Source organism: Fluviicola sp. (genome assembly GCF_039596395.1).
In the GTDB taxonomy this organism is placed as follows: Bacteria; Bacteroidota; Bacteroidia; order Flavobacteriales_D; family Crocinitomicaceae; genus Fluviicola.
Genome location: NZ_JBCNJT010000003.1, coordinates 156,616 through 179,913 on the forward strand (window position 1 = coordinate 156,616; position 23,298 = coordinate 179,913).

Here is a 23,298-nt window from a genome sequence, read left to right on the forward strand (position 1 = left end):
CAATCCGATTAACCTGGTAAGGGAGACTGGTTCATAAGCAACCAGTAAAACCCGATTTCTTTGACACTTTTTGAAAATTTATCGAAATCTACCGGTTTAACGATATAAGAGTTGATTCCGAGTTTGTAGGTGTCCAGCACATCCTTTTCTTCTTTGGATGAGGTCATGATTACAATCGGAATGCTCTTGGTCCGTTCATCCGAACGAATGCGTTGCACAACCTCAATTCCGCCCACTTTCGGCATTTTCAGATCCAGTAAGATGAGTTTCGGCTGCGTTTCAATGTTGCGGTGGGAATATTCACCTTCTGCAAAAATGAAATCCAGTGCCTGGGCGCCATCTTTCAGCCAGATCACATTGTTTGCCAGGTTTTCCTCCCGCAGGGCAATCAGTGTCAATTCTGCGTCCAATTCGCTGTCTTCCACAAACAGGATATCAATAAACTCAGTCGTTTTCATGTGTTTCAGTTTTAGATTGTGTCTCGAATGAAGGATGTTTCTTTAACGTAAAGTAGAACGTAGCGCCTTTTCCCACTTCACCTTCCGCCCAAACTCTTCCGCCGTGCTTCAATATCACGCGCTGTACAATGGCCAGCCCGACTCCCGTACCCGGAAAGTCCGTATCGGAATGCAGGCGCTGGAAGATGCCGAAGAGATTGGACATGTACCGCATATCGAACCCGGCACCGTTGTCTTTTACAGCAAAAATGAATTCATCTTCGGTTTCTCTGGCACTCACTTCGATCTTGGCATATGCTTTTTTAGAGGTGAATTTGATCGCATTACCAAGCAGGTTATTCACTACATGCTTCATCATTTCCCGGTCAGCAGTCACATCAGGCAGGTCATCGATGATCAGTTCCAGGTTTTTATCTTCTTCAGAAAGTTTCAGGATCTGGAATACTTCATTGAACAATCCCCGCATGCTGAAAACATTCATGTTTTTGTTTAACCTGCCCAGGCGGGAAAATGCCAGCAAATCATCGATCAGGTTTCCCATCCGTGCGACACTTCCGGTAATGATTCCCAGGTATTTTTTTCCGGAATCATCCAGGTTGGAAGCCTGTGTTTTTTCCAGGATCTTGGCAAATCCGTCAATGGCACGTAAAGGTGCCCGAAGGTCGTGTGAAACGGAATAACTGAAACGTTCCAGTTCTTCGTTGATCTCGCTGAGCTCCGCTGTCCGTTCTGTCACACGGCGCTCCAAATCGGCATTGACCTGTGAAATAATGATGTTCTTTTCATGGAAATAAGCCTCGGCAATGAGGTACATCATGTAGTCGGTGAGTATGCGCAATCCTTTACAGATATTGACCGCCCGTTCGGTATCGTCCGGGCATTCCTTCAAAATATAGAAGTTGAGGCAGTCTTTGTAAATTTTAATGAATTCATACCAATCCGAATACTTGACATTCATCCGAGCATACATTCTTCCCTGTTGAATCGTATCTTCTGTGAACTCATCCCATTCGCCGTTGTAAATGGCATTATACTGAAGTTGGTGGGCGCGTTCCGTATTTCTTTTCTGATCTTCCGGAGATTGCATCTTTAACAATTCTCCCCAAAAAGGGTGATCCCTGAAAGAATCTCTTAAGTCTTCTTCTACCTGAGCATAGTATTTTATGCTGAACTCATAGAACTCTTTCAGAAAATGAATGTCTTTTTCTCCGAAATCAGGGTGGATAAGCAGGGATTCCGTTGTGAATAGAGTAGAGTACATAGCAGTGAATTATTGGTTCATACTGTGTGTTAACCGGTGTGTTTTTCTCAAAATCGTATCTCCAAAATACCACTTAATTATTACATATCAAGCAATTTTCCATCTTTAGCAGGCGTTTTTTCTTAAAAAATGATAAAAACAGCTTGAAATAACAAACAGTGCAATCACATCCGCTTCTGTACCAACTGTTTGATTAATCACCTGATTTTAACTTATGCGATTTTGAACTTGTTGTGGACCACTGCCTGAAAAAGAAAAAACCGCTTCCCGATAACGTGAAAGCGGTTTCTAAAACCTGTTATATGCCTGTTAAGGCAACGTTTCAATAGCATTCTTCAGACTGGTCACGGATATGATATACCTGAGATCGTAACACTAGTTCAATTTCCCCCGTATCGTCAGCTTATCCGGGTTGCGCACAAACAGTAGGCGGCTTATTTCTTCGTTTTCCATTTCCACATACTGCATGGAATCCAGCTGTTCGGTTGTGCGGTTGAAAAGCAATGCCGCCGGACGGCCATTTACGTAAACAGCCCGGTATTCGAAGTGATTTTCCCGGGCTTCCGGAAGTTGGGTTACACCAAGCAGGAATTTCAACACTTTGTCCAATCCGAAAAGCGCTTTCAGAGCAGCAGCCCGTTTACCACCTCCGTCGCTGTAAAGTTCAATGTCTTTTCGCAGTAAATGATCCAGTTCCGAACGATCCTGACCGTGAAGCGCTGTCAGGAAAGCAATGGTAAAGGCACGTTGTTTTTCAGGATCTACCTGCAGCGGTTTGCTTCGTCCCAGTTTTTCATGCGCCCGGTGCAACAGCTGCCGGCAATTTTCTGCAGAAAGCCCGGTGATTTCGGCAATGGAAGTGTATTCTTCGGAGAAACTTTCGCGCAAAATGAAAACCGCCCGTTCATTCGGGTTCAGGCGTTCCAATAAAAAGAGCATACCGTATTCAAGTGTAGGAACAGGCTCCGGTTCCAGGGTTATGTAAGGTTCCGGAAGCCACATTCCGACATAATTTTCCCGCGTTTTCCGCAGTTCGTTCAACCGGTTGATGCTTTGGTTCACAGCGATGCGCGCCAGGTACGCTTTTGCATCGCGGACTTCCGCGGCGGACATCCATTTTTCAAAAACGTCCTGCACAATGTCTTCTGCCTCTTCAACCATTCCCAGCATATTGTAGGATATACTGAACAAATAGGGGCGAAGTGCGAATATTTCGGGTGTTAATTCCATGCGATAAAACTACTAAAAAGGACTGATACGTTTCTTTTGTCAATCGGTTAGTGCATACGTTTTTTCGCAATATCACACAGCATATCCGAATGAATGTTCAACCCGATATTCCCGATGTTGTAATAAAACTCGGAAGAAACAATCCACACGATTTCACAGATCTCCCGTTCGCTGTAATGGGTTGCCAGCTTGTCGAAAAGGTCTTTTTCCATTTTGCGTTCCTGTGCGAGCATCGTCACAAAATCCAGCATCACACGCTCCTTATCGGAGAACAGCAAACTGGATTTGTAATCCGCTAGTTCGTCAAACTTCCTCTGATTCATGGATGAAACAATGGTTTGCGCCCGGCCGATGTCCATGCAGAACTCACACACATTAATATGAGCCACCTGTTCACGGATCAGCATCACGGTCTCTGCCGGAAGCTGCAGTTTTTTATCCAGTTGGGCAATCTTCCCCGAAAAACTTCCGAAAGCCACCGGCATTCTCACGGCAGATACTTTCAAAGGGGTTATGACCTTGCCGAAGCGTTTGCGGGTCATGAAGTAGACCAGTTTCCAGAGAAGGCTTTTCGGCTTCTCGATCGGTAATAAAAAAGGAGTATCCATAATCGTTTTTTATACCAAAGACCGGAAGGTGGTTATTTTGTGACAGAAAAAAATATTTTTTATCCTATTCAATATTTCGCTTTGAATAAGATAAAACAATAAGGGTACGATTAATCGGGGATTAATCAGAATTCCCACCCGACTTTAAAATTATTAAAAACGGCTCTCAAGATGAGAGCTGTTTTTCTTATTAGTCATTTTCGGTGAGGAGTTTTTTTACCAGAATTTAGGAAAACTACATTTTTAAAAAATGTGGTAAATACGGTTGACGAAATAATTCCTGATTGCTAGGTTTGCGGAACTTAAATAATCATTATTCACAAGAATCATTTAAAAAATGAAAAAGTTAATTTATGGAATTTCCTTTCTGGCAATTGCAGGAGGAGCAATTTTAGTGGCTTGTAATAAGCAAAACCTAAATCCTAACCAGTCACCAAACGCAAAAACAGAAACAGCAATAGATGCTGAAAAATCAGGAGCAATTACGTCATTGTTTTATCGGTCGGTGGCTATTTTACCTAAAAGCCATTTGGTAGTTAACAATGGAACGGAGTATGTTCAACAATTTTCATTGTTGATGTTTGATGAGTCCTATGTTCCGTCAGATTCTTACATTCTTAATAATGTAGATTACACGGATGATGGAAAATTCAATGATGTAGTAGCTGGTGATGGTGTTTACACATCAGTGATTAAAAAACCAATTGCATCCTATGTAGCAGTACCTGCTAATGTTGCTCTTGTTTCGGATGATTTCGAACACTTTGACGAAGCTGCTTCTGAGTTCCACATTAGTTTTAAATGTAAAATAAGAACGACATATGAGGGGTACTCTGCTATGGGAATTCCATGTTCATGGGGTGGATGTATCGAATTTTACGCATGTAAGGGTGAAATAAGTTTTTTTGATTAAATTATACCATATCCCTCTATGTCAATTAGCATAGGGGGTGTTATTTTCAAACATGAAAAAGTTTCTTCTGTATTTTCTACTCTTACTTTTTGCTTCCCTAATGCTTGTAAAGTTTATGGTGAGTGGAATCGTACAGATTTATAAATTAAATGACAACGGAACTGCAGCTTTACTTATATCTGGTCTAGGTAGATTGTTATTATTGTTTGGTTTTTACCTGGCACTTAAAAAAGAAGCTTTCTTCGATTTAAAAAAAGTCCTGAAAAATAATGTGGGAGTAGCTATTGTAGTTGGGATACTTCTTTTCTTATCGCTTCGTTTTGCTTTACCCTATATTGGAGTTCGTTACGGATGGGAAAACCTAACAGCATATTACTTTAAATGCTTCAGTGTGGGGTTTTCGGAGGAGGTATTGTGTCGATGGATTATTTTCGGCTTGGTAGTAGCAGCATATCCAAGAAGAAAGGCATTTGGACAAATTATTATAGTTTCAGCTATTTTTGCATTGCTTCACATTGGTAATCTAATAACGGGAGACCTTGATATTTTTTCTGTATTGAACCAGATGCTATTCGCATTCCTCATGGGATTGTTCCTTGAGGGTCTTTTCATCCGATTCAAAAATATAATACTAATAGGAGTATTACATGGTTTAATTAACTTCCACGGGATGTACAGTTCGATTTTCAAATTGGAACCGTTGCCTTTAAAAGAAGATTCTATGATGGATGTCATTCAAACCCAAATGGTATTCGGTATAATTTGTATTATTCTTCTCCTTATTTTGCGTCTGACGATGAAAAAAGAGGACATAAATCGTTTATACGCCCTCTGACCAAAGCCTCTTTAAATATTTTGCAAATTCTTCGGGAAACATAACTTGATTTGGAATTCCTAATTTTCTATATACTTCTCCGGATGAATTTGCTGATTATCTTGATGAGAAAGAAATAAATAAAAAAACCAACCCCTATTGTTTTATTAACTGGTCATTCGTTTTTGCTCTTGAATGATTTTATCAATTTCCAGAGTCATTTCCCCGGTAAGTTCTCCCCAGTTGGTGAAGAATTCATGTACAGTGCCGGTATCCTGTTTTGGAATGGTGGTGATACCTTCCACATAGCGGAAACGGTCAACAGGGCTTGGATGTGTGTCCTGTTCGCTCGTTTTGCGGTTGAGCGACTTCTGTAATTCACTTTCAAGGTCAAATTCGGTGTCAGGAAGATCTGACAATTCGTAGAAGTTTGCATGCCCTCTTTTTTGTTCTTCTGCTTGCTTGATTTCAGCATTTGCCAGCATACTGAATTCAATAGAACGGCGTACCACGAATGTCAATCCGTTGCGAAACGATTGTGCACCGTAAGTTTCAGCAGCAATACGATCTGCAAGTACTTCCTGTAAACGGGTGGCGCCGGCAGATATACGTGTAAAGATGAAATGATAAAACTTCAAAAACAAAAAGGCAATACTCCACCAGGTAGCATTCCCGGAATTGTAGAGCGCAATGTAATAGTTGGTCATATCCCGCTGAACACGCATCGCAACGCCTCCGCCCGCTGTATCACGATTGGCAAAATGCCCGTATTCATGTGCCAGAATAGCCTTGAAATCATCTTTCCGGAAGTCTTTCAAAACAGCAACTCCTAAAATAAGGACGCGCTTACCGTTATCTTGCATTTTAGCCCTCCACGAACCGGTTTCATAAACTGCCAGATCTGTTTCCGGGGTAATCCGGATTTCGTCGATTGGTCGTGTATTCAGGTCTTTTGCTACCGAGCGGGTCAAAGCAAATAATTCAGGTGCTTCCGGTTCATTCAGCAATCTTCCAGGTTCCTGCAAACGGCCTCTCACAAGTAAAGATCTTAATAACCCGATGATCGTACCACCTACAACAATGACAATAATAATGACAAGTTTAAAGGCAATAATACCCGCCGATAGCATACCGAAAACAAGCCCGCCTCCGATTGCCAGAACCAAAACCACTATAATGGGCAGGGAAACATAGTAATAGAAACCTGCGGTAGTGATCAGGATTTTATAAACCTTTCGAAGCCTGGAACTTGCCTGCAAATCATTGTTTTTGATCTGCTGTTCAATGGAACGTAATGTAATCATCGACAAAATAATTCCAACCAGGTAAAGCAATACAATACCGCTGATCCAAGCAATGACGATTACAAAAAGAATGTCCAGGAAATTCCAGATCGCACTTTCTGTTGATGATGGGCCTGTATCCGGATTGTACGGTGTATAATCCGCATTTGCTGCCAGGAAAGCATTCATTTCCTCGTTCGGTAAACCCAGTTTATTTGCAATTCGGATCTCTTTATCTGCCTTTTGCGGATCTCCGTTATTGGCAGCGAGAATCGCTGCGTAATAATGTGTTGCCATCTCATTTTTGAAATTGGCTTCCAGGAAATTCGTCGCTGCCCGGAATTGTGACATATTATTTAATCGCAGCCCGATCTGAGCATCCATTAAATAAAAACTCACATCATTTTTAGACTCAGGTAATAATTTTGACTCTTGGAGAAGACTGTCTGCACGTGCCAGATCAATGGTAGATGCATTGGTTTGCTGGATGATACAGTTTACCAGTGTAATAAGGTTGGCATAAGAGCGATTCATCTCAACTGCTCGTTCACAAAGGACGAGTCCTTCGTCTTGTTGGCCAAGTTCATTTTTAATACTTCCCAAACGTCTCACTACGTGATCAAACGACGGGGCGTGTTCGTAAATGATTGAATAAATGCTGTCTGCCAAAATCAAATCGCCTTTATCCATAGCATTGGTAGCTTGCCTGAATTCATCTACATAAGCAGGTGCAATGGACTGTAGCTCTTTTTCAATGGCCTGTTCCGCAACCTGGTCGCGTTTTTGTCCGATAACCGTCCCTGAAAAAAACAGTATGATGAAGGCAAAAAAGGTGGTGATGTATTTCATAAAGATTTAGAAAGTGATAATGACAGCAAAAATAAGTGTTTCAATGAAATACCGGGAATATGGATCACAATTTTCAGCAGGATCCGAATAACAGCGGTAATCTGACACATCAATTGCGAAAGGTTAAAACGATGTCACCCGAAACAACGGAAAGTTTCGCAGACACATATCGTGCCTGTCAGATATTCCCGCACCTCCCGATCAACCCGCATAAACAGATTGATCTTTCCTCCTTGTATCAATTAGCTTTTTATTCCTTCACAACCCGCTGGATTGCCGTACCGTAAGAATTCTCCAGGCGGAACAAGTAAATGCCCTGTTCCAGAGTAAGCAGGGAAATTTGTGCTCCGCTCGATACCGTTTGTGTCAATACTTGTTTGCCTTGTGCGTCCAATACGGTCAAATGTGCGGTTTCTCCCTGAAATAACACGGTTACCTGGTCGTGTGCAGGATTAGGTGTTATGTGCAGGTCAGAAAATGCGTGTTCTTCCAAACCTACGGAACCAATCGTATAACATGCAGTTGTGTCTTTGCAAAGTGTCATGGTATTCTCCAGGATTGCAGCATAACTTCCGTTCTGAACAGGCGTGAATGTACTTTGTCCCTGCTGTCCCGGGATGGCTTGACCGGTTGAGCAATCGATCCAGTCGCTGACTTCAGCAATGGTAGTTACAGAAAGCGTTCCTTGTCCGTTGTCAGTAATCACGCCCTGGGGCAGTTGGTTTATAAGCAGTGAAAGAGTTACCACCGAATCACAACCAGCCGCATTCGGAATAGTATCCTGGTAAGAACCGCTGAAACTGTAGGTTAGTCCTGTTTGCGACCAATAGTAAGGTCCACAAGAACTGGCATAGATGATTGCTGTTGTTGGCTCCAGGATGGTGAGGTCGAGCGTGATAATCGAATCACAACCTGCAGCATTGGAGATCGTATCGTAATAAAGTCCGCTGGCAGTATAGGTTTCCCCGTTTTGTGGCCATTCGTACGATGAACACGAAGTCACCGGCCAGGTGGATGTTGTCGGTTCCAGGATGGTCAGGTCCAGCGTAATCACGGAATCACATCCCGAAGCATTCGGAATGGTATCGTAATAAAGACCACTTGCAGTATACGTTTCTCCGGTCAATGACCAGGTGTAGGATCCGCAGGCATCCATTTGAACGGAAGCAGCGCTGTGCTGGCCGATTGTAAGATCAAGCGTAAGAATCGAATCGCATCCGTAACTGCTTGTCAGGGTATCCCTGTAAATCCCGCTGGTGAAGTAAGTTTGCCCGGTTTGCGGCCAGAAATAAGACGCACACGATGCCTGGATTACCGGTGGCATGTTTACGGTACGTACATTCAGTTGTAAGGTCACAAGGCTGTCGCAGCCTTCCGCACTTGTAAATGTTTCCTGGTAAACTCCTGTCGCTGTCAGGTTTTGGGTCCCGAAGGAATAACTTTCTCCTTCACAAATAGCAGCTGTGTCAGTCGTTTCATACGCGTTTTGAGGTCCAATGCCTGTCAGTGGGGCAGTAGAGGATACCCAATTGGATGTGTTTCCGTTCAATGCAAAATTCATAAGCGTACCGCTATTAATACCTGCAAGGTCCGGCAATAAGGTAAAAGTCGGGTTATTTCCCCCGGCTGTTCCGCGGTTGAAGTTGTAATAATGGATCAGGTTCACTTCATTCCCGGCAGGTATGCTGTGCATCGTACTTCTGATTTCACATTCTTTCCGGGCGGTATTCCAGATCCGCACTTCATCCATTTCACCGGTAAATAACTGCGCGCCATCCGTACGGCTTCCGATAGTCATCGTACTGTTGACAGCAGAACTGGAGGCACCGCCTGAAGTACCGTATTGACGTACTCCGTTCATATAGATAATCGGCAATTGTTCAGATGCATCCCACGTTGCCGCCAGGTGTACCCACTGGTTCTGTGGCGGAAGCGCAACACTGGAAGTATACGTGATATTGGAAATCTTTACATAAAAAAGCATCCCGTTGGAAAGGAGCAGGGTGGCGAAATTACTGTTGTCCTGCTGGGCAAAGAATACACGCCCAGGTGAAGTACTTTCGATTTTAACCCAGGCTTCGAACGTAAAATCATTGTTGGCAAGATTCGTAAAGATACCCGGCAGCGCACAGGAAACATAATCATTGGTTCCGTCAAAAGAAAGGCTGTTCTGTTGAGACTGTGCAGAGGAAAATAAAGCCGGACAAATCAGCGCCAGCAGAAGTATGGTGTGCTTCATGGTAACATATTGGAAGCGCAAATATAGCCAAGTGCCGCAAACCGGCAAAACCGGATTAGTGTAAATGTTCCGGCAATATCTGTTTTATAGAAGACGAATGAATCCGAAAAAATACTATCTTCGCAAGCGTTTTAACGCAAACCGCGCATGTGGTGAAATTGGTAGACACGCCATCTTGAGGGGGTGGTTTCCTACGGATGTGCTGGTTCGAGTCCAGTCATGCGCACGCGATAAGGGAGATAACGGAAGTTATCTCCTTTTTTCATTCTATACGGACTGGACGAGAAGCAAGGTACCGACAAGATGAATGATAATTCAGCTTCGTCGGTAAGTCCAGTCATGCACTCTCTTTGTTAAATCCCCGATAAAGTAATATTTATTGGGATTTTTCGTTTAAAAACAATGAAAAAACTAGTCTATATCGCACTAATCTTTTTTCTTAACACCAGTTGTGGATCAAGAAAGATCGATTGGAAAAAAGAATGGTCAGAGAATCGTTTTCGACTTGAAAAGCTTAAAAATGATATTTTAGAAAAAGGTGATTTGAAGTATCAATCTGGAAATAATCATTTTCCAGATGAGTTTGGGTACCCTTTTGATGACGGGTTTTCAATCAACAGCTATAATGGACATATTGGAATTGACACAAAAAAAACAACAATTACCTTCTATATGGATCGTGGTTTATTAGATCATTATTCTGCAATTGTCTTCACGAATGATTCTACAGTTATAGCGGAGATGGATGCAAATGTAAAAAATGGAGGAAATGATTTCAAGATAAAAGAGAACTGGTATGCAGTAAATGATTAGCCAAAATCAAACCGGTTCTACATTTAGACCGAATTGCGCACGACGAATCAGAAAGGCTGTAGAGATTCTCCACAGCCTTTCTGATTTTATATGCCTTTCACTTCGTCGTCCCAAAGCGAATGAGGAACGAATTCTGCTTGGGACAATAACTATAAAATTTGTTCAGAAGTTATCTCCTTTTTTCATTTCAACAGACTGGACGAGAAGCTTATTGAAAGCAATTACTTAATTTTATTTCAACATTGATTCAACCTTATGAATAAGTCGCTTCTTTATCTTTTATTGTTTTTGCTGGTCGGTTGCACACAAAATTCTGAACATTCAAAAAAAGTCCCGAAGATTCATTCTGTCCGGGAAAACACTGAAGTGTTCGAAAAAATGAAATCGGAATACGATACACTGATCCCGCTTTTCGACGGACTGTTCCTCACATTCGATAACGCAGATACAACTACCGGTTTTTGGCAAATACACAGTGAAGAAAAGAAATGGGGTGTCATAGACAGCACCGGCCATATCATTGTTCCATTTATCTGCGACGGAGTTACTGTTACAGGAGCGCATACTGGAATTGCTTCTGTATTCGGAGGTGCATCATCGCTCAATACCGGGGTTCCCAGGTACCGCTATTCAGGAATGTATTTCACATTTACCAAAGAGGGTAGCGACCATAAGCATGCTAAATCCTGGACGCGTACGATTGCCATGGTTGCAGACCGGCACAAAAATGAATTTATTTTTACTCTTGGTCCCGATTTTTTCGTTCCGGAAGAAACAAATTAAATTTCCGGTTGTCTCCTTTTTTAGAATGTTGATAATAAGCTTGAAGAGGTTAATTCTTAATTTTAATACCTGAGATGGATCACTGTATTTCTTCGGATATTTTAGAAAAGTGGCTGACTGCCTGGTCTTTGTCGCGGGAATTGCCGCCGCCCGTAAACTATAAATCGGGTTATAAGATAGAGGTTGGTTATGAGAAACAAAAAATCCGCTATGTGTTTCCAAAGCTCACCGATGACTTTATCCGGCTTTCGGAAACCATTTACGAACCCTGGGTTTTCCTGAAAGTTTGTGCATCTCCGGAAGAACTCAAAAGTAAAGTGCCCGGAAGATGGATCCTTCAACCGCAAGGATACATGATGTACCGTGATGCACCGATGTTTATCCAGAACAAAGACTTGCCGAAAGGATATCGTACTGAGTTCGATACATATAATTCCACGATAGTTCTCCGGATTATTTCTCCGGATGGCGAACCGGCTTCCAGCGGACGTCTTATCCTGGTAGATGATTTAGCAGTTTACGACCGGATTATGACCGAAAAGAATCACCAACGAAAAGGCCTTGCTGCTTTTTTGATGAGGGAATTGGAACGAATTGCTTTGTCGGAAAATATTAGTAAAAATTTTTTGGTTGCCACAGAACAGGGAAGAGGGCTTTATGAATCTTTGGGATGGAAAGTTTGCAGCCTTTATACATCCGTGGTTATTCCTGCAGAATAACTGCATAGATAACACTCACTTTTTACCTACTATCCCATTAACCAGCATTTTCCATTGCGGCACCGCCAGCCCCAGCATTGCTGCCAATGCAATGAGGATATTCCGGATCTTATTCCAAAATCCACCCGAAGGATTGGGTTGTTCATTTCTGCCGCGCTCCAGTGCATATACACGCGAACCTCTTCTGATAACCAAAAAAGAACTGGTGGCATCACTCGTATAGAAGTGCGCACTTTCCCCGGAATGATCCGCCGGATTGCTGACAGGCCTTACGCGAAAACCAACTGTTTCCTCATCATTGACAGGATTGGTTGTATTCTCGAATGTTTCAATACGTACCCAGTCATAGCCGTCTCCTTGTTTATTCGGTGGCGCCGGGAGCTTTATTTTAATCAAATTCCCAATCTCGGGTGTTGTCTGAGTCAGTGGATTTCCGTGTTTATCCGTTAACAGGAAGCTTGCGCCTTTCCCTCCGCATACCTTTTGCCAGTTATTAATCGCGAACAATCGGTGTTTGGCCTCCTCGAACAACACTTTGGCAGCTTCAACGGATGAAGTCTTTACCGAAGCCGTTGCTCCTGTCTTTCCACCGACAATCTGTTTTGGAATTATGTTTTTTTGTGCCATGGAATGTGTTTTTAGATAAAGACAATCCTTATCGTCCTGTTTCCAATAGCAAATTGAGAAAACCCTTAACGGTTTCCATTATACAATCAATGGATTCATTTGTGTAATTCACATGTCAGGAAGAGAAATTTAGCGACCGGCATTAATCCAGTTGAATCCATACCGGCGCATGATCGCTCGTTTTTTCCCAGCCCCTTACGTTTCGGTCCACACCGGCATCTTTCAGTTTGCTCTTCAATTCCGGGCTCAACAGGAAATGATCAATGCGCAAACCGGCATTTCGTTGATAGGCTTGTCTGAAATAATCCCAGAAGGTATAAATCGTTTCATTCGGGTATAAGTACCTGATTGCATCGGTCCACCCCTGGGAAACCAATTGGTGGAATGCAGCGCGGGTTTCCGGGCGGAAGAGCGCATCTTTTAGCCAGCGTTCAGGTTTGTAAACATCCTGTTCGGTTGGCATAACATTGAAATCCCCGACAAGAATTACCGGAGTTTTGAAACCAAGCAGGGTATTGGCACGGTCAGTCAGCCTGTCGAACCAACGCAACTTATAGTCAAACTTGGGTCCGGGCGCCGGATTCCCGTTGGGCAAATACAGGCAGCAGATCACCATTCCCGCTATCATGGCCTCCATATAACGGCTCTGGGTATCTTCTTTTTCCCCGGGAAGTTCCCGGCAGATTTCTTCTATTTCAAGTCCGCGGGTGAGAATCGCTACACCGTTCCAGCTTTTTTGTCCGTGCCAGAGTGCGGTATAACCGGCATCTCGGATTGCTTTTTCGGGAAACTTTTCGTTCGGTGCCTTAAGCTCCTGCAAGCAAACGATATCGGGCTGTGCTTCTTCCAGCCAGCGCAACAATACCGGAAGCCTTCCGTTGATGCCATTCACATTATAGGTTGCTATTTTCATAAGAATAATCTTCAATGTAAAGTACAAAATGCAGAGGCATAGAAAGGTTAAAAAAAACAAAGAGCAAGTTGTCCGAATGAAGAAACCAAAGAAAGGCGGCCCGGTTTCCTTGCTTTAATCCGGAAAACGATTATTTTTGTAGGCAGGATGCCCAAGTGGTGAAATGGTAGACACGCCGTCTTCAGGTGGCGGTGCCGTAAGGTGTGCTGGTTCGAGTCCAGTCTTGGGTACCAAACGGGACAGCAGATAGTTTTTATCTACTGTCCCGTTTTGCTTTTCCGCCGAAACCCTTGTAAATATTGGGATGAACGAAAATAGGCTGTTCACTTCGTCGGTTCGATATTCACCTTTTTGGAAATCATAAACCAAACCGGAAGGAAATACCATATTCTGAATACGTCTCTTTTCTTCCAAATCGCCAGATTCCCACAATGACGGGAGTTTCAGCGCATAATCGAGGGCCTTATCGACTGCTGTTTCAAGGTTCGATAAATCAAATGATGATTTTACCAATTCTTCCTTAGTTCGAACCAATTCAAGCTGAAATTCCTCATAATATTTGTTGTACAAATCACCGTTTATCTCCCCTAGAACAAAGCGGCGTTCTATGGTATCTAGGTTCTTTTCAATCTTTGAAACCTCGCTTTCAAGCTTTACCGCTTGCTCAATGCTTTCCTGTTGCATTTCCATACACATTTCAATCATTAGCTTTTTGATTGGTTCAACCATGCTGGAATCTGAAAGCACATATTCAGAAAGTAGGGCTTTAAAAGCTTCGTGCATTTGTTTAGCGCTTTTGTTCTCTTTACTGCCTTTAGTGTTGTTCTTGTAATAATACAACCCTTTGCGTTTTACAATATACCCGGTAAAAGGTGTATTATCGCTTGCTGAGCGCAAGAACTGTTTTAAAGGTAGGTTTTCCTCGTCCCGGTTGTATTTATATCCCAGAGTGCGCTTTTGACGTAGTATACCGTTCACCTTCAAAAATACTTCCTCCGAAATAAGAGCGGGGTGTTTATCCGTCTTAATCACCTCACCCGGTATAAGGGTTGAAACAATGATTCCACAATAAAACGGGTTGCGGAATATTTCACTTAGTCGTTTAGCATCACGGGGCCAGCCTTTCTTTTTAAGACGCTCTGTAATTTCATTATAACTTAGATCGTGGTTTGCTTTTAAGAGGAATGCTTCGCGGATCAGTTCCCCTTCCTTGTTTATCTTCAATACAGGTTGTTTGCGCTTTCCGGGGTTCATGTTGGTGTAACCGATTGGAATGTTTCCGGAAACGTAACCGTTTCTAAGTTTTGTTTTCATCCCGTTAATACAGTTCTCCGTTCTTTGGTCATTATCATATCGGGAAAACACCATTTGAATTCCTTCTTGAAGCGTTCCGGTTGATGTCTTAGCGTCCACTTCCTGCGTTGCGGAAATAATATAAACCCCCATCGCCTTTAGTTGATCAATTATTCCCATTGCGCTGCCCCCTGTACGTGAAAAACGGCTATAAGCGTAAATGACAATGTAGCCAACTTGTTTATTTCGTTTAGCAAACTCAAGCATTTTTTTAAACTCCGTGCGTTCATCAGTTTTTGCAGATTCACTTTTCCCCCCTCCGAAATAGGCGAGGATATTAAGCTTGTGCTTTCTAACAAGGTCGTGACAGAATTCAAGTTGAGTTTCCAAACTGGCGCCTTCTTCTTGTCTTCCACTTGAAACACGGGTATAAATTAAACAGCCGTTTTGGTTAACACGCGCTGTATCTTTTTTCTTTCCTGCAAATTGATTAAATGCGGTTTTTGTTGTTGTGTTCATTTTCTGTTGTTTTCAATGTTATCAATCGATTCAGTTGAAGAACTGCTATTGTTGCAAACTCGCGCATCGCATCTAAGAGCTGTTGACGTTTCTCTGTACTGAGGTTTTCAAATCCTTTGTACAGCTTTAAGGTTTCAGCGGTTAGTTTTTGCGCCGTTTGTTTTCGCAATCCCTTGATTTTACTGAGTTCTTGGCGAATCTCACTTATCATATTTGATGCCATGGTCTAAGATTTAGGGCCTTGTTAGGGGCCAGGACCCCCTAAAAGGATTGATTTTATGTTAATTTATGTTAAAAACCCCTCATAACGGCCCTGGATTGAGGGGTTAGAGGGGTTTCTAATGATTTTCCTGGGGAGATTATACCAGGAACGCTTTTTGGGCGTTAGCGTACCCGTGCGCTATTCTTTGATCGATCAATTTTTCATTTGCAACCAAAGAATTACCCATTTCCACGTTTCGATCAGGGTTAACCACTATTGCGTCAAATGCCTTGATTGGGCGATTCGAAACCGAACGCAACTGAACATTTTTTCCGTACTCGCGGAACTGTTGAACCAGTTCATTCATTTGCAGAAAATGGCTAACGTCATTGTTGAAGATTTCAGTCAGTGAAAGTTCATAGATTGCGCGGACCGTAATTTCTCCGATCGACTTGTTTTGATAATCCTGAATTTTTGGGAAACCACTATTGCAGTTTATGACGATGATTTTATACCGGCATTCTTCCGGGTCTTCATTGATCAGCTTGATAACATCCCCTAGCGGTGAAACATTCATTACGCCCCCGTCGATATTGTTGTATGCTGATACCATACTTGCCCCTTCATAAAAAGAAACCTTTTCCACCGGCTTCCAAATTGCAGGCATGGCGGTTGAAGAAAGAACACCATTTAAAAAGTCGTCATGAGTGACAAAATCTGAATGTTTAACGCTGTGATACTGTCCGCTATTGAGCGACACAAAACCACAAGTGTAAATCGTGTCTTTGATTTTGTTGCGATCCAGGTACTTTGACAGTTTGATTTGTAGTGGTGTATTGTCGGCAACGCTTTTGATCTTATGCAGATTAGATTTTACCACGTTCCCTAACTGCTCAAACGCTGAATCAATAAACGCCTGGCGTTTCTCCTTTGAAAAGATGATACCCAACTTTCCGAAGAAAGACAGCTTTAGGTCAATGTTCTCCAATAGCTGCCTGCCTAGTTCCTTTTTATCCAGTTTAAATTTCAGCTTGTCTTCCTTGCTTGAAGTATCGATAACAGGGGATGTGTAGATTTCAGAAGCCCCATTTTTACCAATCTTGTTAACCCAAAGGTCTTGAAGCAAGCTCAATTCATTCATTGCAACCAAGGCCCCGTTAATGGCTCCTGCACTGACACCCGAAATAATGTCAAATTTCATTGGTTTGTCACTTCCTGAAATGCTTCTCCACTTTTCGGAAATGTACTTTAACGCTCCTACCTGAAACGCGCCATTAAAACCGCCGCCGGATAGTACTAATGCAAATTTTGTTTTCATGTGTTTATTTGATTTAAAAGGTTATATCCATTTCGGATCGCTGATTGTATCTACCATACTGAATTGCTTTGCCTGGCTCCGGTACTTCGATCACTATATCAACATCGTGCTGATAACCGTTTGAACCGCGGAAGGCTCCTTGTTTGGTGGTTTGAAAAACATAGATGAAAGAAACACCCGGATATTCTGCTTTCAACTCGTCAAGGTCTTCAGGAGATAAACCCAATTTGGTGACACTATCCAGGAAAACAAAGTCATAATCTGAAAGGTCCATTGGTAAGGCTCCGGTTGAATCAAAGTTTGGGTGCGCCATCTGCGTTTCTCGTAACTTTGTTTTCAACGTTCCCCCAACTTTTTCCTCCTTAGCAACATACAAAACGCGTCCGTGATTACGTGCCAGATAACCCGCCCAATCAACACACAAATAAGATTTACCGTATTTCGGAAGCCCGAAAACCATTGCAGTAAATCCTTTGTTCGGATCGCCTACAAAACGAAGCCATTTGCCAGTAAATCCGATGGTTGGGAATTCCATGTTTACAATATCCAATGTGTTTATAATGGCATCATCCGGAATACTGCCAAATCCGTTGAACCCGTCCAATTCGCTGTTGAAACTTATTCCCTCCAGTTCATCCATGATTCCGTTTAAACCGTTCAGTTCACGGCTTGGAATTAATAACACCCCCTCAACTTTAGTTTTAGCTATGAATGCATTAAGCGTTTGAGTTATTTCACTGATCTGTTTTGCGTACGGGTCACGAAGCGGGACCGCTTTAGTTAAAAGCGCTTTATCGATTCGAGTAAGCAGATTTTTTGCGGCGGCTACCGGGACAATTCGCCCCTGTAAACTAATGTAGCTTTTAATGATACGAACCGACGGTAATAAGCGCTGTTTCCCGGTAATGGTCAGAAAATGTGAACGTCGTTCCTCACCAATTTCAACCTTAATTGCTTTACGACCTTTTAGTTTAGTGTAAAGAGAAAGCAATAAGTCCTGAATCTCCAAAATTTCGGTTGCATACTTCGAGGTCTTACGAATCCGTTTTTCTGTCATTGCTTTTTGAAGCGCGTTGATAAACAGGCGGATTTGCTGAGGGGTTTTGCTTTTTCCGTGCATCAAAACAAAACGCTTAATGAATTTCAATTCCTCGGTAATCCGTTCAACGTGTTCCCCTTCAAAATGATAAGTGCGTTTCTTCAATCGTGCAGCCTTACGAACTTTAAGCGCTCGGGCTTTCGTCTTCTTTTGTTCTCTAACCTTCTTATCCTGTGCCAGAATTTGATCACGCTTTTTGGCATGTAATGCTACCTGTTCATCCCGGCGCGCAATAGTCAAAGTGGATTTATTAGAATTCAACTGCGCGGTTCCTGCGTCTTCATGGTCCCTTGCAGTGAAATTCTTGTGCTTAGGATGGTTGTATAGTTCGTAGATAGTTTTTCCTGATCTAGTTTTGCCTATTACAATATCCTTTTTTAAAACGGGCTTTTTCTTTGCAACCGGACGTTTTGTTTTTGTCGCGGTTGTTGTGCGTTTACGGGGCGCGGACGCTGTCCTAGCTTTTGCGACACGCTTGCGGGTGAATGATCCCTTTTTGCCTAAATAGGCGTTTAGGTTTTCAAAATGTTGGTCGATTGCTTCTTTGATCAAACTATTGGTTTCATATTTCGACCAATTCTTACCGTTTGAGGTGGTTTTAGCAATTTGATTGTAACCTCTTACAATCTGCTCCGGGAGTTTTGAAATATCTAATTTTTCAATTTCCCGGAAATAATTACTTGCATTAATCATGATACTACGATTTAGATGGATGGTTTAAAGTGTTTCAGACTGAATCGTTTTTTCCCGCGGAGTAGCATTTTTCAAGCCTTTGTTTTAGCTGCTTGTTCTCCTTTTCTAACTGTTCAATCTGCTGCTTTTGGTCCGGTGCTTTATCTGTGTAGACTTTGCGAAGTACACCGTAATAGAAACCGAGGCTTCCGATGAACCCAATTACAGATAATCCGAAATTGAGTTTGTGGTAGGGGATATTTGGCTTTTTCATTTGTCAAGTACTTTAGGTGCTGTTTCATCATTGGAAACCAAAAAGAAGCCACCGACAACAAGCCCAATCAATACCCCACCGATTGCAATGAGCTTTAAATTTTCCCGGTGTTCCATGCGCTTATCTACCAGTGTATAGGTGAACTTGTTCCCATGGTAATTGCGGTGCAGTTCGCAAAGCTTAATGAAGAAATCGAAGTCTTTCACGTTTTTGAATACCTGGCAACCTGCCGAGTACTTATCTACTACGAAAGTCGTCCCGATTTGTGAGGCGCGGTGGATGTTGATACCGAAAAGACCTTTGGCAATTCGTCCGTTGTTAAAGTCCAGGACTGCGTTGCGGTTGTAATCGCGCGTAACGCTGACAGCTTTACATTGAACGAGTGCGCGATACTTGCCACGATGCAACCCTAATTGGTACGCGTCCACGTATTGGCCTGGGTTCAAAATTGCTGTTCCCTGTGGGTTCATTGGATTTTTCAACCAGTACGTTCCGGGATCGGTCGTACATTTGAAAACCCAGTAAGCCCACTTAGGGCGGCGAATAGTTCCGATGTTGGTAAATACGTGTATTTCATCATCAAAAGAGTTCGGAGTTTGACTGTTGGCACGAAAGCCCCAGATGTTCAAATAATAGGGTTTATCGTAAACGACAAAGCCCTTTTCTTTTGCTAGTTTTTTGACTTCTTTAATCATGATTTTTAATTGAGGTGGTGTGAATAAAATACGGTCTCCCGTCAGTTGCTTGAAAAGTGGTTATCCCGTTCTGTTCCGCGATCAGTTTACCGATGTAAGCCCCGTAAGGGACATTAAAGCAGTTCCCGGAACTGTCCCAGATAACAGCGTCTTGATTGCTGAAAAGTTCGCGTTCTTCGATCCCTGAAAGCATCCAACCTTTTGCACCCCATTTTAGCCCTATGCGGAACAGTTGCGCCCGGTACTTGCTTCTAAATGGATCTTCCGGAAAAACCTTTGAAAGCAGGGTGCTAATTCCCTTTGCTGTTGTTGTCTCGGGTTGTTTTGCCTTGATCAGTTCATTGACCTTTTTGTATTCTTCGGTATCTGTGATCCGGAACAAACCTTTCAGGACCTTATCCAAATCTTTTGAAACAATTCCTTTGTAAATAGAATCTGCAACAGTTTCAGGTGAGAAAAACGCGTACGTGGAAGGTTTTACCTTATACTGACTTGTTACCGATTTTGACGGTTTTGTGGACTGCTTGATCTTACTCATGCTTTCCATTTGTTTGTCGATCAGTGTATAGGTGAATTTGTTCCCGTATAACTTGCGGTGTTTCTGACAAAGACCAATGAAGAAATCAAAGTCTTTGATGTTCTTGAATACCTGGCAACCTGCCGAATATTTATCTACCCGGAATGTGTCACCGTGTCTTGATGCCCGGTGAATGTTGATCCCGTAAATACCACTTGCGGTCTTGCCGTTCTCAAAGTCCAGAATATTATCCCGGTTGTAATCCCGAGTTACAGTTAAAGGGGCGATCTGAACAAGGGCGGTATATTGTCCCCGATGCTGTCCGATTGCATGGGAGTTTATATACTGCCCTGGGTTCAAAATCGCTGTTCCCTTTGGTGCATCCGGGTTCTTTAACCAAAACGTTCCGGGATCGGTTGTACATTTGAAAATCCAGTAAGCCCAAACCGGGGATTGCGCAGTTTCTACGACTGTAAAAACATGGATTTGATCGTCAAATGAATTCGGGGTTTTGTTGTTCGCACGAAATCCCCAAATGTTCAGAAAGTTTGGTTGCTCGTAAATAACAAAATCCCTTTCCGATGCCAGTTCTTTAATTGCCTTAATCATGATGGTATCTGATTGCAGTTGTATCAACAAAAAGGTTTCTTCCGTCAATGGTCAAAAACTCGGTCAATCCATTCTTGGCAGATAGCAGCGTCCCAATGATTGTTCCGTTCGGGATCATCAAAAAGTTCCCGGTATTATCCCAAATCTTTGTTCGCTTAACTGTGATCAACCTGTTTTCCGGTTCTGCTGAAAGTCCCGATAACGCCCACTGATCATTGCGCCATTTTAAACCAATGGTGTATAACTGCGCACGGTATTTTTTGCGTTCAGGATCATCCGGGAAAGCATGGGAAAGAGCCGTTGCAATTGTCTTGCGTACTCCGTCAATACGTTTGGTTTTGAAAACCTCATTTACTTTCGTGTAACCCTTAACTCCTTTGATTTTCCAAAGTGCTCTAAGACATGTATCGATATTGGTCTGAATGATACCGCTGTATAATAGGTCTGCGATTGAATCCGGGCTTAACGGCGTTTCGTTTGAATCGTCATTTCCCGAACCTTTAAAAGCTTTACCAGACAGGATTTGATCGTACAGTTCCTTATCAATGGTGGTTGAAATGCCATGTTTTGTAAGAGCAGTTTGAAGCTCCTTACCGAAGTATCCGTCAGCTCCATATTTGGGCAGTGCTTCCGGGTATTTTTTCAAAAGTGCAGATTGAACATTTTTCACAAGCGCACCTTTGCTTTTCATCTTAATCGGAAAGGTGGTTGTTGCGGGTTTTGGTTTGTAACCACTCGGAATTTTCGGTTTGCCTGAACCGGTTGGAAGTTGATTGTCTTCGACCTTTTCTGTAAAATCGTCTACCGCTTCCTGTGTTCCTTTTTTAGTCAGATGCTGGTACAGGAAATAGCCCCCGGTTCCAAGGGCAAGAACTCCTGCACCAATCAGTAAATATTTCGTTCCTTTTTCCATGACTTAATTATTTTTTTGGTTTCTTTTTGAGCAGTGCCCGCCAATCCATTGACCAGTTAAGGTCGCCATCCAAATCATCCCAAAGGTGGTTTCCGTAGAGTTTGAGATAAACCGTTGCTGTGGCATAAAAAGCCCGCTGTGTTGGGATTTCCATGAACACCGCTTTTATTGCGTCCTCGTCTGTTCCTGGGATGAAAGCAAACCAGTTGTAATTGATTGCTGCGTGGATTCGTTTAGCCCATCCGGTGGGGTCGTATATTTTCACGCTTGAAGCTCCTTTTGCTTTCTCAGGTTTGCTGTTTTTGATTGCAAGCATTTCTTCGAATTCTGTTTTGGTCAATTCGTCTGATAAATCCGCGATCAGGTTTGCCCCTTGATAAAGCACCCGGTAGGAATCCTGGACTTTTTTAAAGTCTTCTTTCGATGGGATTGCGCGCATGGTTTGGCGTACTAGTGGAACATCCGTTCCCCACCACCCGTCATTGTCAAACCCCTGTTTGAATTGCTTTGCCCAGGTTGCGTGTTTGTCTGCTCCAAAAGCCTTATTTTCTTCCAGATTGGCGCGGTACTTTTTCACCTTTCGGTCAACCAGCCAGATAATGAGCCAGGCAACCCCCACCACCACACCCCCGGCAATGAGCGAAGCAAACAATCTCCGCTGACCATCGCTAAGGGAATTCCAAAGTTTTTGTTTCTGTGGTGATTCAACAATTAGGGGTGTTACCGTCTGGTCGAGCTTCTTGATATTTGCCTCGCTTTCCATGATTTAAGGTGGTGTTTTGGGTGATTTTTACTGGATGCCTAAAAAGCTCTTTGCTAAGGCAACCTTCGCCGGATCTGTCTGCACGATCCGTGCAAGGGCGGTGATTGTTTTGGCGTCTAGTTGACTTGCTAATACTGCAAGCCCTAACGCTTTTTCGGTTGCTTCTTTTTCAGTTCCCGAAATGCTGATTTTGAATTGGTGCTTACTCATTTTGTTTGATTTTGGCGTTTACTACTGCTTGAAATTCTTTGCGGAGTTCCGGGTATTTGGCGAACAACTCACTAGCTTGTAAAGCCTTTAAAAGTTCCTTGTCTGAATACACGGTTTTTAGTTCTTCGAAATGCTGATCTGCTTCGGAAACCTCCCTGGTAATTTCTACTTCCGCAGGAGCAGGACCGGGAAGCCCCTGGACCTGTCCGGATGCGCCCATTTTCTTTGCTTGAAAAGCCCCGAAAAGCTCGATTCCCTTTGTAAACAAATCGCTAATGTCGATCTGCTTTTCATCCAATTTGGCTTGCAGTTTTTTATACCCTTTGAGTTTCTTTCTCAGGTTCACTATCTCGGCATCCCTTTGTGCTTTTTCCCGCTCCAAAAGCAGAATATCTGTTTCCAGTCTTTGGCGTGATAATGCCTCCTGTATCTTTTCCTGGACTTCAACTGCTCCAAGTGGAGCGGGTCCGTTCAGGGATTGAAAAGTTGGATTTTCACGAAGATCGAAACGGTAAATATTGCAGTTGGGGGAGTTTCCGAAATACGTTCTTACTTCTACATAGTATGTTAAATGGTTCACGTAATCCAGGTATTCGTCAAACTGTTCGGGGTCGTCGGTTTTTGGTATTACCATTTCCCCGTCAACTATGATTGAATACCGTTTACCTTTCCCATTTTTTCGGAATCGTGAAACGATGTTCCGC

Annotated in this window: 23 protein-coding genes and 2 tRNA genes; 8 read left to right on the forward strand and 17 right to left on the reverse strand. The window is 42.8% G+C overall.

The window, feature by feature from the left end:
* Nucleotides 1-8 precede the first annotated feature (8 nt).
* The 4 genes from ABDW02_RS15935 to ABDW02_RS15950 form a co-directional block, all read right to left on the reverse strand.
* Nucleotides 9-458, reverse strand: coding sequence for a response regulator (locus ABDW02_RS15935; RefSeq protein WP_343636245.1), 450 nt, complete (start codon nucleotides 456-458; stop codon nucleotides 9-11).
* Nucleotides 445-1,719, reverse strand: a complete 1,275-nt coding sequence (locus tag ABDW02_RS15940) for an ATP-binding protein (RefSeq protein WP_343636247.1) — start codon at nucleotides 1,717-1,719, stop codon at nucleotides 445-447. The genes ABDW02_RS15935 and ABDW02_RS15940 overlap by 14 nt, the downstream gene beginning before the upstream one ends.
* A 375-nt stretch (nucleotides 1,720-2,094) precedes the next feature.
* Complete coding sequence (locus ABDW02_RS15945; protein WP_343636249.1) at nucleotides 2,095-2,949, reverse strand: sigma factor-like helix-turn-helix DNA-binding protein; 855 nt, start codon at nucleotides 2,947-2,949, stop codon at nucleotides 2,095-2,097.
* Between the two features lie 47 nt (nucleotides 2,950-2,996).
* A complete protein-coding gene (locus ABDW02_RS15950; protein ID WP_343636251.1) occupies nucleotides 2,997-3,557 on the reverse strand; it encodes a hypothetical protein in 561 nt (186 codons plus the stop codon).
* Nucleotides 3,558-3,894: 337 nt separating this feature from the next.
* On the opposite strand from ABDW02_RS15950, the gene ABDW02_RS15955 reads away from it, so the two are divergent.
* Both ABDW02_RS15955 and ABDW02_RS15960 read left to right on the forward strand, forming a co-directional pair.
* The gene (locus ABDW02_RS15955) at nucleotides 3,895-4,470 is read left to right on the forward strand and encodes a hypothetical protein (RefSeq protein WP_343636253.1); all 576 of its coding nucleotides are present in this window, start codon (nucleotides 3,895-3,897) and stop codon (nucleotides 4,468-4,470) included.
* Nucleotides 4,471-4,522: 52 nt separating this feature from the next.
* Nucleotides 4,523-5,305 (forward strand): CPBP family intramembrane glutamic endopeptidase, encoded by a 783-nt coding sequence (locus tag ABDW02_RS15960; protein WP_343636254.1) that lies wholly within the window; start codon nucleotides 4,523-4,525, stop codon nucleotides 5,303-5,305.
* A 146-nt stretch (nucleotides 5,306-5,451) separates the two neighbouring features.
* Here the strand turns inward: ABDW02_RS15960 and ABDW02_RS15965 are convergent, their stop codons facing one another.
* Complete coding sequence (locus ABDW02_RS15965) at nucleotides 5,452-7,416, reverse strand: M48 family metalloprotease (protein WP_343636257.1); 1,965 nt, start codon at nucleotides 7,414-7,416, stop codon at nucleotides 5,452-5,454.
* Nucleotides 7,417-7,475: 59 nt separating this feature from the next.
* On the opposite strand from ABDW02_RS15965, the gene ABDW02_RS15970 reads away from it, so the two are divergent.
* Nucleotides 7,476-7,703: a hypothetical protein gene (locus ABDW02_RS15970; protein ID WP_343636259.1), complete on the forward strand. Its 228-nt coding sequence runs from the start codon at nucleotides 7,476-7,478 to the stop codon at nucleotides 7,701-7,703.
* Here the strand turns inward: ABDW02_RS15970 and ABDW02_RS15975 are convergent.
* Nucleotides 7,667-9,655 carry a LamG-like jellyroll fold domain-containing protein gene (locus tag ABDW02_RS15975; RefSeq protein ID WP_343636262.1) on the reverse strand — a complete coding sequence of 663 codons (1,989 nt, stop codon included), beginning with the start codon at nucleotides 9,653-9,655 and terminating at the stop codon, nucleotides 7,667-7,669. The genes ABDW02_RS15970 and ABDW02_RS15975 overlap by 37 nt on opposite strands.
* A gap of 143 nt (nucleotides 9,656-9,798) precedes the next feature.
* On the opposite strand from ABDW02_RS15975, the gene ABDW02_RS15980 reads away from it, so the two are divergent.
* From ABDW02_RS15980 to ABDW02_RS15995, 4 genes are all read left to right on the forward strand, one after another.
* Nucleotides 9,799-9,881, forward strand: a tRNA-Leu gene (locus ABDW02_RS15980).
* Between the two features lie 176 nt (nucleotides 9,882-10,057).
* The gene (locus ABDW02_RS15985) at nucleotides 10,058-10,468 is read left to right on the forward strand and encodes a hypothetical protein (protein WP_343636264.1); all 411 of its coding nucleotides are present in this window, start codon (nucleotides 10,058-10,060) and stop codon (nucleotides 10,466-10,468) included.
* Nucleotides 10,469-10,846: 378 nt separating this feature from the next.
* The gene (locus tag ABDW02_RS15990; RefSeq protein ID WP_343636266.1) at nucleotides 10,847-11,251 is read left to right on the forward strand and encodes a hypothetical protein; all 405 of its coding nucleotides are present in this window, start codon (nucleotides 10,847-10,849) and stop codon (nucleotides 11,249-11,251) included.
* 74 nt (nucleotides 11,252-11,325) lie between these two features.
* Entirely contained in the window at nucleotides 11,326-11,970 is a 645-nt protein-coding gene (locus ABDW02_RS15995; RefSeq protein ID WP_343636268.1) for a GNAT family N-acetyltransferase, read from the forward strand.
* Between the two features lie 15 nt (nucleotides 11,971-11,985).
* Here the strand turns inward: ABDW02_RS15995 and ABDW02_RS16000 are convergent, their stop codons facing one another.
* Both ABDW02_RS16000 and xth read right to left on the reverse strand, forming a co-directional pair.
* Nucleotides 11,986-12,597, reverse strand: a complete 612-nt coding sequence (locus ABDW02_RS16000) for a hypothetical protein (protein WP_343636270.1) — start codon at nucleotides 12,595-12,597, stop codon at nucleotides 11,986-11,988.
* 142 nt (nucleotides 12,598-12,739) lie between these two features.
* Nucleotides 12,740-13,510: an exodeoxyribonuclease III gene (gene xth, locus ABDW02_RS16005; protein ID WP_343636272.1), complete on the reverse strand. Its 771-nt coding sequence runs from the start codon at nucleotides 13,508-13,510 to the stop codon at nucleotides 12,740-12,742.
* A 149-nt stretch (nucleotides 13,511-13,659) separates the two neighbouring features.
* Between xth and ABDW02_RS16010 the strand changes: the two genes are divergently transcribed.
* A tRNA-Leu gene (locus tag ABDW02_RS16010) sits at nucleotides 13,660-13,743 on the forward strand.
* A 1,550-nt stretch (nucleotides 13,744-15,293) separates the two neighbouring features.
* Here ABDW02_RS16010 and ABDW02_RS16015 read toward each other — a convergent pair.
* The 9 genes from ABDW02_RS16015 to ABDW02_RS16055 all read right to left on the reverse strand — a co-directional run bounded on the left by ABDW02_RS16015 (nucleotide 15,294) and on the right by ABDW02_RS16055 (nucleotide 23,228).
* Nucleotides 15,294-15,545 carry a hypothetical protein gene (locus ABDW02_RS16015; RefSeq protein ID WP_343636274.1) on the reverse strand — a complete coding sequence of 84 codons (252 nt, stop codon included), beginning with the start codon at nucleotides 15,543-15,545 and terminating at the stop codon, nucleotides 15,294-15,296.
* Nucleotides 15,546-15,681: 136 nt separating this feature from the next.
* A complete protein-coding gene (locus ABDW02_RS16020) occupies nucleotides 15,682-16,842 on the reverse strand; it encodes a patatin-like phospholipase family protein (RefSeq protein WP_343636276.1) in 1,161 nt (386 codons plus the stop codon).
* A 13-nt stretch (nucleotides 16,843-16,855) separates the two neighbouring features.
* Nucleotides 16,856-18,634 (reverse strand): hypothetical protein, encoded by a 1,779-nt coding sequence (locus ABDW02_RS16025; RefSeq protein WP_343636278.1) that lies wholly within the window; start codon nucleotides 18,632-18,634, stop codon nucleotides 16,856-16,858.
* Between the two features lie 249 nt (nucleotides 18,635-18,883).
* On the reverse strand, nucleotides 18,884-19,582 hold the full coding sequence (locus ABDW02_RS16030; RefSeq protein ID WP_343636280.1) for a hypothetical protein: 699 nt from the start codon (nucleotides 19,580-19,582) through the stop codon (nucleotides 18,884-18,886).
* Nucleotides 19,575-20,708 carry a hypothetical protein gene (locus tag ABDW02_RS16035; protein ID WP_343636281.1) on the reverse strand — a complete coding sequence of 378 codons (1,134 nt, stop codon included), beginning with the start codon at nucleotides 20,706-20,708 and terminating at the stop codon, nucleotides 19,575-19,577. Before ABDW02_RS16035 ends, ABDW02_RS16030 begins: the two co-directional genes overlap by 8 nt.
* On the reverse strand, nucleotides 20,701-21,621 hold the full coding sequence (locus ABDW02_RS16040; protein WP_343636283.1) for a hypothetical protein: 921 nt from the start codon (nucleotides 21,619-21,621) through the stop codon (nucleotides 20,701-20,703). Before ABDW02_RS16040 ends, ABDW02_RS16035 begins: the two co-directional genes overlap by 8 nt.
* Nucleotides 21,622-21,628: 7 nt before the next feature.
* Nucleotides 21,629-22,384, reverse strand: coding sequence for a hypothetical protein (locus ABDW02_RS16045; protein ID WP_343636285.1), 756 nt, complete (start codon nucleotides 22,382-22,384; stop codon nucleotides 21,629-21,631).
* Nucleotides 22,385-22,411: 27 nt separating this feature from the next.
* Complete coding sequence (locus ABDW02_RS16050) at nucleotides 22,412-22,594, reverse strand: hypothetical protein (RefSeq protein ID WP_343636287.1); 183 nt, start codon at nucleotides 22,592-22,594, stop codon at nucleotides 22,412-22,414.
* Nucleotides 22,587-23,228, reverse strand: coding sequence for a hypothetical protein (locus tag ABDW02_RS16055; protein ID WP_343636289.1), 642 nt, complete (start codon nucleotides 23,226-23,228; stop codon nucleotides 22,587-22,589). Before ABDW02_RS16055 ends, ABDW02_RS16050 begins: the two co-directional genes overlap by 8 nt.
* Nucleotides 23,229-23,298 lie beyond the last annotated feature (70 nt).